Consider the following 17,764-nt stretch of genomic DNA (forward strand, 5'->3'; position numbering starts at 1 on the left):
CTATGCCACACCCCTAAGGTCGCAAGAGGGCGATTCTTGACTACATCAAAAGCAGCAACCGGTATTGTGGGCCTCGATGACATTCTGGCAGGCGGTCTATCCCGTCGGCACGTGTTTCTTCTCGAAGGCGAACCCGGCACAGGCAAGACGACTGTAGCTCTGCAATTTCTTCGCGCGGGCGCCCTTGCGGGCGAACGCTGTCTGTATATCACTTTGTCAGAAACCGACATCGAACTGCGCGATGGCGCGGCCTCGCACGGCTGGGAGCTGGACGAGAACATTGTGATTTTCGAGCTGACACCCCCTGAAAGTCTTCTCAACTCCGAAAATCATCAAAGCTTGCTGTACTCGTCAGACCTGGAATTAGGCGAAGCAACGCGGCAGATTTTCGAAGTGGTCGAACGGGTCAAGCCGACCCGTGTAGTGATCGACAGCCTTTCGGAAATCCGTCTGCTGGCACAAAGCTCGCTGCGCTACCGGCGTCAGATTCTGTCCATCAAGCACTACTTCAGTCGCTATGACGCGACGGTACTGCTGCTGGACGACCTGACCACCGAAGCGCTGGATAAAACCGTGCACAGCGTTGCCCACGGCGTGATCCGCCTGGAAGAGCTGAACCCTAACTATGGTGCCGAACGACGTCGTCTTCGGGTCGTGAAGTACCGCGGGCAGAAATATCGCGGCGGTTTTCATGATTTCACGATCATGGCTGACGGCATTCACGTATTCCCGCGCCTTGTTGCTGCGGAGCACCGTAATGACTATGACCGCGGCGTGATTTCCAGCGGCGTAACAGAACTGGACGCGTTGCTGGGTGGCGGCATTGATGGCGGCTCCAGCACGCTGATCCTCGGCCCTGCGGGCACCGGCAAATCGCTGATTTCAATGGTCTTCGCTGCAGCCGCTGTGGCCCGTGGTGAGCGCGTGGCGCTTTTCATTTTCGATGAAGAACTGGGCCTGCTGTTCAATCGCATGCGTAAAGTCGGTATCGACCTTGAAGCGCTGCAGAAAACCGGAAATCTGCTGATTGAGCAGGTTGACGCTGCCGAGCTGTCGCCAGGCGAGTTTGCCCACAGGGTGCGCTCCAGCGTTGACACCAAAGAGATCAAAACAGTGGTTATTGACAGTATCAACGGCTATCAGGCAGCCATGCCCGAAGAAAATGCGTTGATTCTGCACATGCACGAGCTCCTGTTGTATCTCAACCGTAAAGGAGCTTCGACATTCATGACCGTCGCGCAACATGGTCTGGTGGGCGACATGCGGGCCCCCGTCGATATCACCTATCTGGCTGACACCGTCATCCTGTTGCGCTACTTTGAGGCAATGGGCCAGGTTCGCCGTGCGATTTCGATTATCAAGAAGCGCACCGGCACCCATGAATCAACCATCAGGGAGTATCGAATCAGTCATCAAGGCCTGAAAATAGGTGCCCCGCTTGAAGCCTTTCAGGGCGTTTTGCGTGGCGTCCCACACTACTATGGCGAAGACAGCCCGCTCATGCGGGATGAAAAGTAGTGAGTACCCCGGGGCTGTTATCGGAGCGAGCGATTATCCTCGCGCCCAGAGGGCGCGACAGTCAGATTGCGCTGATGATTCTGCAGGAGGCGGGTTTTCCCGCACTTGTCGCGCACAATCTTGCGGAGTTGAACGCCGAGCTGAACCTGGGCGCGGGCGTGGCAATCATTGCCGATGAAGCGTTGCGCCGCACCGAGATCGGGCCGCTGGTGGACAGCCTGGCCCGGCAACCTGCGTGGTCGGACATTCCCATCGTGTTGCTCACCCACCACGGCGGCCCGGAGCAAAACCCGTCGGCCTACCTCGGAACGTTGCTGGGTAACGTCACCTTCCTTGAGCGCCCTTTCCATCCGGCAACACTGGTCAGCCTGGTCACCACCGCAATCCGTGGCCGGCGACGTCAGTACGAAGCCAGGGCGCGCATGGCCGACCTGCTGGAAAGCGAAGAACGCTTGCAGAATGCCCTGAAAGCCGGACGCCTGGGGTCATGGCAACTTGAGGCAGAGTTTCTCAAGCTGGAATGCTCGGAGACCTCCCGCGCGCACTATGGGCGCGATCTGCACGCCCCCTTCGAGTACGAAGACTGGCTGGACTCGGTGTACCCCGAAGACCAGCCGCGCATGCAATCTGCACTGCAGCGCAGCCTGGATACCGGGGAAGACTTCGTCATCGAGTTCCGCAACCTGTGGCCAGATGGCTCGCTGAACTGGGTCGACGTACGCGCACGGGCGATACGCGCCAAGAACGGCAGAGTCAGCTCGCTGACCGGCGTGACGTCGGATATTACCGAGCGCAAGCAGGCGGAAGTCCAGTTACGCCGCCTGAATGAAACCCTTGAACAGCAAGTCGAAGAACGCACCTCACAGCTCAAGCACAACGAGGAAGTCCTGCGCCAATCGCAGAAAATGGAGGCTGTCGGTCAATTGACTGGAGGCATTGCCCACGACTTCAACAACATGCTGACAGGGATCATCGGCAGCCTTGAACTGCTGCGCAGGCGACTGGCACGCGGCAAAATCGAGGATTTGAACAGCCTGATCGACCTGGGCGTGACGTCCGCCAACCGTGCGGCGGCCCTGACGCATCGACTGCTGGCCTTCTCCCGGCGCCAGTCGCTGGACTCCAAGCCGGTGGAAATGAATCAGTTGGTCAATTCCATGGGCGAGCTGTTGCATCGCAGCCTCAATGAAAGCATTCGCCTTGAGCTGCATCTTCACGAAAAGCTGTGGGTCGCAGAAGCGGATCCAAACCAGCTGGAAAGCGCCCTGCTCAATCTGGTGCTCAATGCCCGCGATGCCATGCCGGATGGCGGCTTGCTGGTGGTCGAGTCGTTCAACCAGCGCCTGGACAGGTCTTTCACCAACGCCCACGAGAATCTTCTGCCCGGAGATTATGTGGTGCTCAGCGTCAGCGATACCGGTTGTGGCATGCCGGAAAACGTCATTAGCCGCGCCTTTGACCCCTTCTTCACTACCAAGCCGATTGGTCAGGGGACAGGACTGGGACTGTCGATGATCTACGGCTTCAGCAAACAATCGCATGGCCACGTTTCGATCAAGAGCGTGGTTGGCAGTGGCACGACCGTCCAGCTCTATCTGCCACGCTTCAAAGGCCAGCAAACTCAAGATGAACAGATCTACCAAAGCACGGAAAGACTCGCTAACGAGGGCGAAACAGTACTGATCGTCGAGGATGATGCCGCTGTCAGGGTGTTGGTCAGCGAGGTACTGAGTGAGCTGGGTTATACCTTTTTCGAAGCCAGCACTGGCGCTGAGGCGGTACCGATTCTTGAATCAGGGCAGCGCATTGACCTGCTGATCAGTGATGTGGGCCTGCCGGGCATGAATGGTCGGCAATTAGCCGAGATAGGCCGCCAGCTGCGACCTGGCCTCAAGGTGCTGTTCATCACCGGTTACGCCGAACACGCAGCGGTCAGGGCCGGTTTCCTTGACGATGGCATGCAGATGATTACCAAGCCTTTCGCCTTCGACAATCTGACGTCCAAGGTGAGGGAGATGATTGAGGCGTGACGGTTTCGGCGCCATCTGAAGGTCAGGGATGGCGCGGGAGACGATCGATTCAGGCCAACAGCTTTTCGATCTGGGAATGCAGGGTTTCCATATTGAACGGCTTGGCCAGGATCGGTGCCTTGGCAGCAATAGGGCTGCCCGACTCAACGATTTCTGCCGGATACCCGCTGATGAAAATAACCTTCAATTCAGGTCGGAGCTTGACGGCTGGCTCGGCAATCATCACGCCGGATATCCCGCCTGGCAGACGGTAATCAGTGATCATCAAATCCAGGTGTGGTTTGCTCGCAAGGATCTCGAACGCCTGCTCGCCGTTTTCCGCCTGCAACACTCGATAGCCCTCGCCCGATAGATAATCGGCAAGCAACATCAGGATCAGCGGTTCGTCTTCGACGATGAGGACGACATTTTCTGCATCAGAGCTCATGGGACTGCCTTCGGTCTATAAATAGCTGCCTTTACGACCATGGCGGTTGCCGTAGGTTGCGTAATGATCGGATAAATCTGACGCCTGCAACGCACGTCCTCAGACCGGCAGGCAAACCCTGAACATCGAGCCTTCGCCCTCTGCGCTTTCAACAACGATTTCGCCACCATGGGCTGCGACTATCTGGTCGGAAATAAACAGGCCCAGCCCCAGGCCGTGGACGGCATGATTGGCCGCGACCCGCTCGAATTGCTGGAAAATGCGCCGCTGGTTTTCCGCACTGATACCGATGCCCTGATCACGCACCTCGACCCGCGCCTGCCCTTCAACGGCATAAACCCGGACTTCGATAGGCTTGCGCGCGCCATAGCGCAACGCATTCGTCAGCAGGTTGGCAACCACCTGCTCGATTCGGAACTCGTCCCAAACACCGATCACCGGCTCTTCTGCGGTGAAGGTCACACTGGATTCGGCCGCCGCGATCTGTGCAGAAAAGCTTTCGAGCAGGTTGCTCACCAGCTCGGCAAGATCAAACGCACTGGTACGGATCGACAGCTTGCCCGTGCGAATGCGCGATACATCTAGCATGTCCTCAATAAGGCGGATCAGGCTCTGGATCTGGCGCTCATCGCGATCAACCATGGCCCGCATCTTGTCCATGGTGAATGCTGATGCGTTGTCTTTGGCCAGGTGCAGCTTGCGCAGCTGAGTTTCAAGGATCAGTCCGTTAAGCGGCGTGCGCACTTCGTGGGACACGATTGACATGAAGTCATCACGCATGCGAATGGCGTGCTCAAGCTCGTTCTGCGTCACCTGCAACTTCGCCAGCAACAGCTCTTGCTCGCGGCGGCTTTGCTCCAGTGCCTCGACTTGCAGCTTCATGGCCTTGCGCTGCCGATACAGATCAACGAATACGTTGACCTTGCTCTTGACTGCATGGATATCCAGCGGCTTGTGCAAAAAGTCCACCGCGCCACTTTCATAGCCCTTGAACGCGTAGTTGAGCTCTCTGCCTGCGGCGCTGACAAACACGATCGGGATATTTTTGGTGCGGTCCGTACCGCGCATCATTTCAGCGAGTTCGAAGCCGTTCATGCCCGGCATCTGTACATCCAGAATTGCCATGGCGAATTCGTGCTGCAGCAGCAACGACAAGGCTTCATCGGCGGACAACGCCTTGTACACCTCGCGATCTTCACGCTTGATCAGCGCTTCGAGCGCCAGGAGGTTTTCCGGCAAATCGTCGACGATCAACAGCTTGGCTTGAATGTGATTCAGCATGCAATTCGTTCCAGCTCGACCAGCAATTGGCCTATATCATTTAAAGGCAGAAGGTAATCCGGTTCATGCAACGCAAGCGCAGCTTCAGGCATGGTGCGCGCCTGAGCCTGGTCGGGGTCCTGGATTACCGTCAAACCGCCGGACAGTTTGATACACGACAAACCAAAGGCCCCGTCATTATTGGCCCCGGTCAGTAGAAAGCCGGCCAGACGCGGCCCGTAGGCATCGGCGGCTGACTGGAAAAGGATGTCGATACTGGGCCGCGAATGGAATACACGATCCTCCTGGCTCAGCGACAGGCTGAAATCATTCTCCACCGACAGGTGATAGCCCGGAGCCGCGAAATACAGCGTGCCAGGCACTATGTCCTCTTTGTCATCGGCTTCTTTGACCTTGATCGGCAGTCTGGCCTGAAACACCTGAGCCAGCTGGCTGCGGCGATCTTCAGGCACATGCAACACGGTAAGAATGGGCAGTCGATAGCCGACCCTGAGTCGCGAAAACACCTTGAGCAGCGCCTCGACCCCACCCGCTGAAGCCCCCACGACAATGGCATCAACAACGGGTAACGCTTGATCCCCCGCGGCTTCCCCAGGAAAAGATGTCTTCATGACTTGCGGTAGATCCGTTCCGGTTTGACCAAAGGCACGAACTGGCTGCTGTAATCGGAAAAATCCAGTGTTTCCTTGCTACCCAGTACCAGAAAGCCACGGTGGCAGAGTGAGTCGTGGAACAGACCAAAAGCTCGATTCTGCAGTTTCTTGTTGAAATAGATCAGGACGTTGCGGCAGGAAATCATCTGCGTTTCAGAAAACACACTGTCAGTAGCCAGACTATGGTCGGCAAACGTCACGTTCTCGCGCAGGGTTTTATCGAAAATCGCGTAATCGTAGGCACTGGTGTAGTAATCGGAAAAAGCACACTGACCACCCGCCTTCTGGTAGTTGTCAGTGTAGGTACGCACATTTTCCATCGAGAAAATCCCTTGCTGAGCCTTCTCCAGCGAACTCGGATTGATGTCCGTGGCGTAAATAATCGTACGGTCCAGCAAACCCTCTTCGCGCAGCAGGATAGCCATGGAATAGACCTCCTCGCCCGTGCTGCAACCCGCGATCCATATCTTTATCGACGGGTAGGTGCGCAGCAAGGGGACCACTTCCTGACGAATGGCCAGGAAGTGCGAAGGATCACGAAACATCTCGCTGACCGGAATAGTCAGAAACTGCAGCAGTTGCATGAACGCCTGGGGGTCATGAATCACCCGCTCCTGAAGCGCAGAAACCGTGGTGCAGTCGAACTGGCGCAGCGCGTGACTGATCCGGCGCTTTACCGAAGCGCCGGAATAATCACGAAAATCGTAGCTGTACTTGAGATAAATAGCCTCAATCAACAGACGTATTTCGATGTCCGTGTTTCTGTCTTGAGACATAGCGGAACCTTTAACCTTGGGCTGGATGCTCACCTTGGGCTTGTCCAACTCAAATACGTTCCATTTTTGGCAGCCATACACGAATCAAAGAGAACAACCGATCCAGATCGATAGGCTTGGCCAGGTAGTCGTTGGAGCCCGCCTGCAGGCAACGCTCCTGATCATCCTTCATGGCCTTGGCGGTCACCGCAATGATCGGCAGCTTGCGCCAGCGAGGGTCCTTGCGGATCTCGATGGTCGCTTCATAGCCATCCATCTCGGGCATCATCACGTCCATCAGCACCAGGTCGATATCTTCGACCTCATCCAGCTTGCTGATAGCCTCGATACCATTGCGCGCCACTTCAACAACAGCCCCCTTGTGCTCCAGCGCGCTGGTCAGGGCAAAAATGTTGCGCACATCATCATCGACCACCAGGATCCTGCGCCCTTCGAACACTTTGTCCCGGCTGCGTGCAGTCTTGAGCATCTTCTGCCGCTCATTGGAGAGCTGCGACTCAACCTTGTGAAGAAACAGCGTGACCTCATCCAGCAGACGCTCTGGTGAGCGCGCGCCTTTGATAATGATCGAGCGCGAATACTTCAACAGCTCGGCTTCTTCATCGCGGGTCAGATTGCGTCCGGTGTAGACAATCACCGGCGGGAACGAACAGATCTCGTCGGTGGACATACGCTTGAGCAAGTCGTTGCCGAGCATGTCCGGCAACTTGAGGTCGATGATCATGCAGTCGTAGATATTGTCGCGCAGCAGATCCAGGGCATCCTGGGCAAAACCTACGGCGGTGATTTCAATGTCGTCATCGCCAATCAGCCGCGCAATGCTGTCGCGCTGCAGCGCGTCGTCTTCAACCAGCAGGATGCGCTTGACCTTCTGGGTCAACTTGGCTTCCAGCTTGGCAAACACATCCTTCAGTTCTTCGCGGGTGGTCGGCTTGACCGCATAACCCACCGCGCCCATGTGCATGGCCGCTTCCTGACGGTCTTCTACGGAAATGACATGCACAGGAATGTGTCGCGTAGGCGCCAGCTCTTTCAGGCGCTGCAGAACCGTCAGCCCGGAATGATCCGGCAGACGCATGTCCAGCAGGATTGCGTCAGGCACGAATTGCGCAGCGAGATTGAAACCATCATCGGCCGCATGGGCAACGAGGCAGTGGTAACCCAACTCATGCGCCAGGTCGAAGAGGATCCTGGCGAACGCCACCTCGTCTTCAATGACCAGGATACAGCGCTTGGTCGATGGCAGCTTTTCACGATCGTCGGCAAAAGTCGGCGCAATCGGCCGGGCCGGAGCGACAGGCACCTCGATCGGTGCAGGGGCCGGGCGTGGTACGGGCAGGACCGGCGCGGCAACAGGTGCCGGGACGTCCCCCGACTCTGACAGCAGTGGCTCGACGTACTGCTCCGGCAGGATCAGCGAGAAAATACTGCCCTGCCCCGGCTCGCTGGTCACGCTGATCGAACCGCCGAGCAACCGCGCGAGGTCGCGAGAAATGGACAGCCCGAGCCCGGTACCGCCATAACGACGATTGGTGGTGCCATCCGCCTGACGGAACGCTTCAAAAATACTTTCCTGTTGCTCGGCAGCAATACCGATGCCCGAGTCGCGGACGGTGAACACGATACCCGCACCTGGCTGGCGCGAGACCGTCATGCTGACGGTGCCGGTTTCGGTGAACTTGATCGCGTTCGACAGCAGGTTTTTCAGAATCTGTTCCAGACGCTGGCGGTCGGTGTAGAGCATGGTCGGCGCACCGGCCTGCAGCTCCACATGGAAGTCCAGCTTCTTGTCGGCAGCCAGCGGCTGGAACATATTGCGCAGGCCTTCTACCAGCCGCGATACGCTGCTGTTCTCAGGGCGCATGTCCAGTTTGCCCGCTTCGACCTTGGAGATATCGAGGATGTCGTTGATCAGGTTGAGCAAGTCATTACCTGCCGAATAGATCGATTCGGCGAACTTGACCTGTTCGGAAGTGAGGTTTTCTGCCGGGTTCTCCGCAAGCAATTTGGCCAGAATCAACGAGCTGTTCAGCGGTGTACGCAGCTCGTGGGACATATTGGCCAGGAATTCCGACTTGTACTTGCTCGACCGCTGCAGCTCATCGGCACGAGCTTCAAGCTCCACCTGCGCAATGTTCAGCTCTTCGTTCTTGCGATCCAGCGCATCGCGCTGATCGGCCAGGACTTGCGCCTGATCAGCGAGTTGCTCGTTGGTTTGCTCCAGCTCGGCCTGCTGAGTTTCCAGATGAGCCTGGGACTCTTTGAGAATCCTTGATTGCTCTTCCAGTTCTTCGTTGGCGGTACGCAGTTCTTCCTGTTGAACCTGCAGCTCTTCGTTGAGCTGCTGGGTTTCGGCCAGGACTTCCTGCAGACGCTGTCGATAACGGGCGGCCTCAATAGAAGTGCCCACGTTGTCAGCGATCAGTTCCATGAACTCGACATCGCTTTCGGTCAGCGCCCGCAGGAAACCCAGTTCGATGACGCCATTGACCTGGTCGTCGTTGCTGGTCGGGACCACCAGGATACTGCGCGGATTGCCCTCACCCAGACCGGAAGACACTTTGAAGTAATCACCCGGCACCTCATCAAGGCGAATGATCTGATCTTGCTGCGCGGCCTGACCAATGATGCCTTCGCCGCTGTAAATCGATTGTTCGTACTGTTCCTGCTCACGGGAGAACCCGTAAGACGCCACACGCTTGAGCCCGCCGTGTTCCTGACGTACATAGACGGCGGCAACAACGCTACCCAGATACTGAGCGAAGAACTGCAAAACGTTGCCGCCCAGGGTATTCAGGGTCAATTGCCCCAACACCTGCTCGGCCAACTCGCTCTGGCCGTTGCGCAGCCAGGCAACCTTCTTCAGGCGCTCAGCGTTTTCATCCTGAAGCTTGAGGTTATCGCCATAGGTGCTTGAAAGCGCCAGCAAGTCCCGGCGACCGATGTACGCCAGAAAGCCACTGACGCTCAATACGAAAATCAGGTAGAGGGTTACGCACAGGATGGTCGTGCGGGTGACATCGGCGTTGCGCGCCAGACGCAGTTGCTGCTCAACCGCGACAACTTCCTCGTACTGACTGCGAACCTCGTCGGTCAGACGCTTGCCTCGTCCGGTACGCAAAGGGGCAATATATTCACCCTTGATCCGGCGTTGCTGGATCATTTCCTCAGCGTATTGACCCCAATCCTCCTGTAAAGCCTGAATGCGCTTGAGCCGGTCGACCTGGGGCGGGTTATCACTGACCAGGGTCTCAAGGCCCTTGAGTTCCGCAGCAAGCGCTGGCTTCGCGAGTTCGTACGGATCGAGATAATGCTCATCTCCGGCCAGCAGATAACCACGCATGCCGGTTTCCATGTCGATGGAAAGTTTCAGTGCACGATTGGTATTGTTGATCACCCGGTCGGTATGCTCGACCCACTGAATGACCGACAGCAGATAGCTGATCAAGCCAATGAAAAAGACCGCGCTGATGACGCCCACACTCAAAGGCAGAGTGACGTTGCGGCCAAGCAATTTACGAAAACGTTGCTCATCGACGGTAGACGGACGGATCATGGGTCATCCTTGGTGATCATCAAACCATGAAGTTTGCCGTAAACTTTAGAAAAAGACTCTCATTTCTGACACAGATAGCTGAATTTTCTGACATTTAATCCGACAGAAACCTGCCTATCGCTTCACAATGGTTACAAAATGGCCACTACACCCTCAAATGGGTGTCTTTGTTTGGCTATGGGAACTTCCAGCGTTATTTTGTTTACTCATCAACGGCCGCATGCGTCACTGCTGCCGTTTATTGTCTCTATTTGAAGGAACTCACACATGTCCGCCCCCGCCAGCACCATTCTCGTGGTCGAAGACGACGATATTGTCCGCATGCTTATCGTCGACGTGCTTGAGGAACTGGAATACAACGTGATCGAAGCCGAGGACGGCGAAGAGGCACTGACAGTGCTGCAGAACGGTTCAAGCGTGATTGACCTGATGATGACCGATCTTGGTCTTCCGGGCATGAACGGCAAAGACCTGGCCAACAAGAGCCGCGAGCTTTATCCGTCGCTGCCCATTCTGTTTGCCAGTGGCTATGCCGAAAACATCGATGTACCGGCAGGCATGCACAGCATCGGCAAACCGTTTTCCATCGATCAGCTGCGCGACAAGGTAAAAAGCATCCTTGGATAAGCATGACTCGCAGCAACTGCCGGAACGTCCAGCGTTGAAAGCATCAACTCACGTACTGATTATTGGTTACGTGTGGCCCGAGCCCCGATCGTCGGCGGCCAGCGGGCACGTCATGCAATTGATTCAGTGCTTCCTTGAGCAAGGATGGCGTATCACCTTCGCCAGCCCCGCCACCGAGGGGGAGCACAAGGCGGATCTTGCCGGGTTGGGCATCGATGAGGTGAGCATCGAACTGAACAACAGCAGCTTTGATATTTTCGTCCGTGAACTGCAGCCGGATATCGTCCTTTTCGATCAGTTCATGATTGAAGAACAGTTTGGCTGGCGCGTTGAAAAGCAATGTCCCGGCGCTCTGCGAATTTTGGAGACATCAGACCTGCAAAGCCTGCGTCATGCTCGCCATCACAAGCTCAAGCAACACATCACAAATAGCTCAGAACCCGATGATTTAAATGAATTTTTTGATTCATCAAAGCATGACATCTTCACGCTGATGGCAAGCGGCGATCTGGCCCAGCGTGAAGTTGCAGCGCTGTACCGCTCCGACCTCAGCCTGATGACGTCAGACGTCGAAATGCAGTTGCTGACCAGCCGGTTTGGCGTGCCCGACGCCATTCTGCATTGGTGCCCGCTGATGATCAGCAGCGTACCGACAACTGCCCGGCCTTTCGCTGATCGCGCTCATTTCTTGAGTATCGGCAACTTCCGTCACGCGCCTAACTGGGATGCCGTGCTCTGGATGAAGAGCGCAATATGGCCGTTGATCCGCCAACAATTACCCAAGGCCCAGTTACATATTTACGGCGCCTACACGCCGCCCAAAGCCACCGCATTGCACAACGCCGCTCAGGGGTTCCATGTGATGAACTGGGCCGAAGATGCCTTGCAAGTCATGTCCGAGGCGCGCATATGCCTGGCACCGCTACGTTTCGGCGCCGGCGTCAAAGGCAAGATTGTCGACGCAATGCTCTGCGGCACGCCCACCGTCACCACACCGATCGGCGCCGAAGCCATGAGTGGTGACCAGCCATGGCCGGGAAGCATTGCCAGCAGTGCAGCGGAGATCGCCGATGCGGCCGTGTGCCTCTATCAGGACGAAAGCCTCTGGCATCAGGCCCAGAGCGCGGGCTGGGCGCTGCTTGAAGCGCGATACCGGCATCAGCAGCATTGCGCGAGCCTTATTGCACGTATAGAGGCATTGCGCGAAAACCTTGAAGCCCACCGAACCGCCAATTTCACCGGGGCAATGCTGCGTCATCACCACCACAAGAGCACCCAGTACATGGCGCAGTGGATTGAAGCGAAGAATCGCAATCCCGTGTGACGGTCGACGGCACACCTCAGGGCCCTGTGGAAGTTCCATGGTGGTCTGCAGTCCCGTAGCTTTGGCCGGGACGGCGAAGAAGGTTTGATGGGTGTTCTGACGTCCTCCCGGCTAATGCCAGTCCTACGGATGGCGTAAATCCTGTGGGAGCGAATTCATTCGCGAAAGCGGTGTGTCAGCCTCCGGATACTTCTCAGACAGACCCCTTCGCGAATGAATTCGCTCCCACAGTGAAATCCCGTCCCCACACACCCTTTCGCAAACTTTCGCCAGTAAACGCAGTTGGATTAATTATCTTTAACTATAAAAAACAATAGGTTGGAGATAAAACATAGAATCTACATATCATTTCGCAGTAGATACGTATCCATCATCCAGCCTTTCTCTCGCCTGGCATCAGCTCTCACCACTTTGATCTGTTCACACACCTCGTCCAAAGGTCCCGCAATCAGGATTTCGTACGGGGTGCCCAGGTATGCCCCCCAGTAAATATGCAGCCCCTGATTGAGAAAACGCTCGAATGTGCAATGCGCATCCAGCATGACCACCGTATTCTCGGGCGTATCAACGCCTTCGAGCGCCAGCCTGCGACCTGTGGTGATATGGATTGACTCGCCAATACGATTCAACGGAATACGATGCTGCGCAGCCAGCGCTTGCACACTGCTTATGCCAGGAATCACTTCATAATCAAACAATTGTGGAGCATTCATGAGGACAAGCTCGAAGACACGTAACGTACTGTCATACAGCGTTGGCTCACCCCAGATCAGAAATGCCGCTGTTTGTCCGGGCTCCACCTCATCAATGATCAGGCGTTGAAACAGTGCCGCCCTCTGCTCATGCCACAGGGCCACACCTCGCTGATAGGAATGGGGATCATCTTCCCGTGACGGATCGCTGACCTGCAGAAGGCGGTAGTCATCATGAGTGATGTAGCGCTCACAGATGTCTCTTCTCAGGCGCAGCAAGTCATCATTTGCATAGCCCTTGTCCAGAACGAAAAACACCTTGGCGCGGTTAAGCGCATTGATTGCCTGAACAGTGATCTGCTCCGGATTGCCAGAGCCTATGCCGATGAGGAGGATGGTTTTCATGATTTCATTCCATGCACTGCAAGCCATTGTAGGAAATGCCGTGGGAGCTGAGCTTGAGTCGGCTTGACGGGGTTTGATCGCCCACCCAAATAGTGCACATTAGCAGCCTGGCACCCTGCATACAGGCCATACCATGACAAAAACAACAAGGGTCACAGACCCCTCATACGAATTGATGGACGACCATAACGGGCTGTCTATCATCTACCGCGAACATGGATTCCCCTGCCCGCTGGTGCGCTGGCACTTTCATAAAGAATACGAGTTGCACCTGATCGTAGCCAGTTCAGGCAAGGTTTTTGTGGGCGATTACATCGGTAATTTCTACCCGGAAACGCTGTTCCTCACCGGCCCCAACCTGCCCCACAACTGGATCAGCCAGGTCGCCGAGGACGAGGTGGTCAGCAAACGGGACATGTTGGTGAATTTCACCGATGAACTGCTGGACAGTGGCAGTCAGATATTCGCCGAACTGAAAACCCTGGCGCCCTTGCTGGAGCGGGCTCAGTACGGTATCGAATTTCGCTGTAAACGCACCATCCGCAAAGCCACCCGACTGATGCAGAAGATCGCTGACTCCGAAGGTATCAGCCGCCTTGGGCATTTCCTCATCCTCCTTGAACTGCTGGCCGTGTGCGACGACTACCAGTTGCTGTCAGGCAGTAATTCAGCCCCCATGGCGGATGAGCACAGCGTAGATCGCACCAACCGCGCAGTGGATTACATCTTCGCCAACTACGCCCGCGAGCTGCCACTGGAAGAAGTCGCGGATTATCTGGGCATGAAGCCCACGTACTTTTCCCGGGTCTTCAAACAAGCCACCGGACGTTGTTACGTCGAATTCGTCAACCGCCTGCGGATAAGCAAATCCTGCGAGCTGCTGGCCGACGGAGACAAGCCAGTCACCGATGTCTGCTTTGAATCAGGTTTCAACAATATTTCCAACTTCAATCGGCGCTTTCAACAGCTCAAGGGCATGACGCCTTCGCACTATCGACGCCTGGCCGTTCAGCGCCTGACCGAGCAAAACCTGTACTGATTCACCCCACCTCCTCGCCGAGCGTCTACGCTGAGACTGCGCTGCAGACTGTCGCAGCCCGGTTGCGGCAGTCTCGTATGGATTTTTTTCGCCTGCCGACCAGTGCAGAAAAGTATCAGTCGAAGTGTCACGCAGGATTTGTCATCTGCGTCGGCGCCCGTTGTAATCCATGTACATCTTCCTTGCCTCCGGAAGACACAAAAACAATAACTGACCTTCTGTAGCCCTCCGGGCACTGAAGAGGAGTGATAAATGAAGACCTCTGCAAAAGTTCTGCTTGCCGGTACCTGTCTGACTCTCTGCGCCACAGCCTCTGCGGGCGACGTCACCATCGCTACGGTCAACAACAGCGACATGATCCGTATGCAGCGGCTGTCGAAGACGTTCGAAGAGCAGCATCCCGATATCAAACTGAAGTGGGTCGTACTGGAAGAGAACGTCTTGCGTCAGCGGCTGACCACAGACATCGCCACCAAAGGCGGCCAGTTCGACGTGCTGACCATCGGCATGTACGAAGCATCGCTATGGGGCGCCAAAGGCTGGCTGCAGGAGATGAAAGACCTGCCCGCCAGCTACGCGCTGGACGACGTTTTCCCGTCAGTACGCGATGGCCTGTCGGTAGACGGCAAACTGTTTGCACTGCCCTTCTATGCCGAAAGCTCAATCACTTACTACCGTACCGACCTGTTCAAGGCTGCGGGCTTGACCATGCCGGAACGTCCTACCTGGACACAGATCGCCGAGTTCGCCGACAAGCTGACCGACAAGTCCAAAGAACAGTACGGCATCTGCCTGCGTGGCAAAGCGGGCTGGGGCGAAAACATGGCATTGATCAGCACCGTCGCCAACTCCTTTGGCGGACGCTGGTTTGACGAGCAATGGAAACCGCAATTCGACCAACCCGAATGGAAGGACGCGCTGAACTTCTACGTGAACACCATGAAGAAGTCCGGCCCACCCGGTGCATCGAGTAACGGCTTCAACGAAAACCTTGCGCTGTTCAACAGCGGCAAGTGCGCAATCTGGGTCGATGCCAGCGTCGCCGGCTCATTCGTGACTGACAAGAGCCAGAGCAAGGTCGCTGACAGTGTCGGCTTCACCTATGCGCCTCACGAAGTCACCGACAAAGGTTCGGCATGGCTGTACTCATGGGCACTGGCAATCCCGACCAGTGCGAAAAACCAGACCGACGCCAAAGCCTTTACCGAATGGGCAACCTCAAAAGAGTACGCAGCATTGGTCGCCGAAAAAGACGGTGTATCCAACGTACCGCCTGGGACTCGCGCTTCGACCTACACCGACGCCTACAAGAAAGCCGCGCCTTTCGCCAACATCACTCTGGAGTCGCTGAAGGCTGTGACGCCAAAAGCGCCGACCCTCAAGCCAGTGCCTTATGTGGGCATTCAGCTGGTCACCATTCCTGAGTTTCAGGCTATCGGCACTTCGGTGGGCCAACAGTTCTCCGCCGCGCTGGTGGGCACGGCAACGCCTGATGCCGCGTTGAAAAACGCGCAGACCTCCACCGAACGGGACATGAAGCGAGCGGGTTATCCAAAGAAATAGTCGCTGCTGACTATCCGTCGGGGCGCATGCGCCCTGACACCCCGCTCTCCTTTTGCACCCAGGATCGCAATCATGACAACCTCAACTATCACACCTCAGGCAGCTACGCCTGGCGACAAGCTGTCGACTAAAGGCAGCGTGACCAAGCCAGGCTGGTTTCTGGTCAGCCCATCGGTCCTGCTTCTGCTGGTGTGGATGATCGTCCCGCTGGGCATGACCATTTACTTTTCGCTGATCCGTTACAACCTGCTCAACCCCGGCGAGAACGAATTCGTTGGTCTGGAAAACTTCGAATACTTCGTGACCGACAGCGGATTTATTCCCGGCGCGACCAATACGCTCCTGCTCGTCGGTAGCGTGCTGTTGATCAGCGTGGTGTTGGGTGTGCTGATTTCTGCACTGCTGGAGGCCAGCGAGTTCCTCGGTCGCGGCATTGTGCGGGTATTGCTGATTTCGCCGTTCTTCATCATGCCCACCGTGGGCGCGCTGATCTGGAAGAACCTGATTTTCCATCCGGTGTCCGGCATTCTTGCCGCGGTCTGGAAGCTGTTCGGAGCCCAGCCTGTCGACTGGCTGGCCAATTACCCGCTGCTGTCGATCATCATCATTGTCTCGTGGCAGTGGCTGCCGTTCGCCATTCTAATCCTGATGACCGCCATGCAATCGCTGGATCAGGAGCAAAAAGAAGCCGCGCGTCTCGACGGTGCCGGGCCTATCGCGATTTTCTGGCACCTGACGCTGCCGCATCTGGCCCGGCCGATCGCCGTGGTCGTGATGATTGAAACCATCTTCCTGCTCTCGGTATTCGCCGAAATCTTCACCACCACCAACGGCGGGCCGGGTTTCGCTTCTACCAACCTGGCGTACCTGATCTACAACCAGGCGTTGCTGCAATTCGATGTGGGCATGGCGTCCGCGGGCGGTTTGATCGCCGTGGTTATCGCCAATATTGCCGCAATCATCCTGATCCGGATGATCGGCAAAAACCTCACCGACAAGTCCTGAGGGCCAAACCATGATGACGCTCAAACAATCCCGACGCCTGCAAAGTGTACTGCTCGGGACGTTATGCTGGCTGATCGCGGCGCTGATTTTCTTTCCCATCTTCTGGATGGTTCTGACCAGCTTCAAAACCGAAATCGACGCGTTTGCCACACCGCCGCAGTTCATTTTCACCCCGACCCTGGAAAACTACCTGCATATCCAGGAACGCAGCGACTACTTCCACTTTGCCTGGAACTCGGTCGTTATCTCGTTCAGCGCGACGATTCTGTGCATGCTCATCGCCGTGCCCGCGGCGTACTCCATGGCCTTCTTCGAGACCAAACGGACCAAAAGCACGCTGCTGTGGATGCTCTCGACGAAAATGCTGCCTCCGGTCGGCGTGCTGATGCCGATCTACCTGCTGGCCAAGACCTTCGGCCTGCTGGACAGCCGCGTGGCGCTTATCGTGATTTACACGCTGATCAACCTGCCCATCGTGGTCTGGATGATTTACACCTACTTCAAGGACATCCCCGGAGAAATTCTTGAAGCCTCGCGTCTGGACGGTGCCAGCACCCGCCAGGAGATCTTCAAGGTCCTGATTCCGATCTGCAAAGGCGGCCTGGCGTCAACCGCACTGCTGTCGCTGATCCTGTGCTGGAACGAGGCGTTCTGGTCACTGAACCTCACGTCGTCCAACGCCGCGCCACTGACTGCGCTGATCGCGTCCTACTCCAGCCCCGAAGGGTTGTTCTGGGCCAAGCTCTCGGCCGTCTCGACCCTGGCGTGCGCGCCAATCCTGATCTTCGGCTGGATCAGCCAGAAGCAACTGGTGCGCGGCCTGTCGTTCGGTGCCGTCAAGTGATTAATCCAGAAGACGCTTTACCTG

Annotated in this window: 14 protein-coding genes; 8 read left to right on the forward strand and 6 right to left on the reverse strand. The window is 56.4% G+C overall.

Annotated elements, in window-relative coordinates:
- The first annotated feature begins 36 nt into the window (after positions 1-36).
- Positions 37-1,518 (forward strand): ATPase domain-containing protein, encoded by a 1,482-nt coding sequence (locus EE949_RS06845; protein WP_122663583.1) that lies wholly within the window; start codon positions 37-39, stop codon positions 1,516-1,518.
- Entirely contained in the window at positions 1,518-3,548 is a 2,031-nt protein-coding gene (locus EE949_RS06850; protein ID WP_122663584.1) for a response regulator, read from the forward strand. The genes EE949_RS06845 and EE949_RS06850 overlap by 1 nt, the downstream gene beginning before the upstream one ends.
- A gap of 49 nt (positions 3,549-3,597) precedes the next feature.
- Here the strand turns inward: EE949_RS06850 and EE949_RS06855 are convergent, their stop codons facing one another.
- The 5 genes from EE949_RS06855 to EE949_RS06875 all read right to left on the reverse strand — a co-directional run bounded on the left by EE949_RS06855 (position 3,598) and on the right by EE949_RS06875 (position 10,241).
- Complete coding sequence (locus tag EE949_RS06855; RefSeq protein ID WP_122663585.1) at positions 3,598-3,975, reverse strand: response regulator; 378 nt, start codon at positions 3,973-3,975, stop codon at positions 3,598-3,600.
- A 99-nt stretch (positions 3,976-4,074) separates the two neighbouring features.
- A complete protein-coding gene (locus tag EE949_RS06860) occupies positions 4,075-5,256 on the reverse strand; it encodes a hybrid sensor histidine kinase/response regulator (RefSeq protein ID WP_122663586.1) in 1,182 nt (393 codons plus the stop codon).
- Entirely contained in the window at positions 5,250-5,867 is a 618-nt protein-coding gene (locus EE949_RS06865; RefSeq protein ID WP_122663587.1) for a chemotaxis protein CheB, read from the reverse strand. The genes EE949_RS06860 and EE949_RS06865 overlap by 7 nt, the downstream gene beginning before the upstream one ends.
- Positions 5,864-6,685 (reverse strand): CheR family methyltransferase, encoded by an 822-nt coding sequence (locus tag EE949_RS06870; protein WP_122663741.1) that lies wholly within the window; start codon positions 6,683-6,685, stop codon positions 5,864-5,866. The genes EE949_RS06865 and EE949_RS06870 overlap by 4 nt, the downstream gene beginning before the upstream one ends.
- A gap of 49 nt (positions 6,686-6,734) precedes the next feature.
- Positions 6,735-10,241, reverse strand: a complete 3,507-nt coding sequence (locus EE949_RS06875) for a response regulator (protein ID WP_122663588.1) — start codon at positions 10,239-10,241, stop codon at positions 6,735-6,737.
- Positions 10,242-10,508: 267 nt separating this feature from the next.
- On the opposite strand from EE949_RS06875, the gene EE949_RS06880 reads away from it, so the two are divergent.
- Entirely contained in the window at positions 10,509-10,868 is a 360-nt protein-coding gene (locus EE949_RS06880) for a response regulator (RefSeq protein ID WP_122663589.1), read from the forward strand.
- Positions 10,861-12,192 (forward strand): glycosyltransferase, encoded by a 1,332-nt coding sequence (locus tag EE949_RS06885; RefSeq protein WP_430735884.1) that lies wholly within the window; start codon positions 10,861-10,863, stop codon positions 12,190-12,192. The genes EE949_RS06880 and EE949_RS06885 overlap by 8 nt, the downstream gene beginning before the upstream one ends.
- A 338-nt stretch (positions 12,193-12,530) precedes the next feature.
- Here the strand turns inward: EE949_RS06885 and cobF are convergent, their stop codons facing one another.
- Complete coding sequence (gene cobF, locus EE949_RS06890) at positions 12,531-13,289, reverse strand: precorrin-6A synthase (deacetylating) (RefSeq protein ID WP_122663590.1); 759 nt, start codon at positions 13,287-13,289, stop codon at positions 12,531-12,533.
- A gap of 133 nt (positions 13,290-13,422) precedes the next feature.
- On the opposite strand from cobF, the gene EE949_RS06895 reads away from it, so the two are divergent.
- From EE949_RS06895 to EE949_RS06910, 4 genes are all read left to right on the forward strand, one after another.
- Positions 13,423-14,328, forward strand: a complete 906-nt coding sequence (locus EE949_RS06895) for an AraC family transcriptional regulator (protein WP_122663591.1) — start codon at positions 13,423-13,425, stop codon at positions 14,326-14,328.
- A gap of 252 nt (positions 14,329-14,580) precedes the next feature.
- A complete protein-coding gene (locus EE949_RS06900; protein WP_122663592.1) occupies positions 14,581-15,891 on the forward strand; it encodes an ABC transporter substrate-binding protein in 1,311 nt (436 codons plus the stop codon).
- A gap of 72 nt (positions 15,892-15,963) precedes the next feature.
- On the forward strand, positions 15,964-16,896 hold the full coding sequence (locus EE949_RS06905) for a carbohydrate ABC transporter permease (RefSeq protein WP_122663593.1): 933 nt from the start codon (positions 15,964-15,966) through the stop codon (positions 16,894-16,896).
- 10 nt (positions 16,897-16,906) lie between these two features.
- Positions 16,907-17,740, forward strand: a complete 834-nt coding sequence (locus tag EE949_RS06910) for a carbohydrate ABC transporter permease (protein WP_122663594.1) — start codon at positions 16,907-16,909, stop codon at positions 17,738-17,740.
- Positions 17,741-17,764 lie beyond the last annotated feature (24 nt).

Source organism: Pseudomonas viridiflava (genome assembly GCF_900602065.1).
GTDB lineage: Bacteria > Pseudomonadota > Gammaproteobacteria > Pseudomonadales > Pseudomonadaceae > Aquipseudomonas.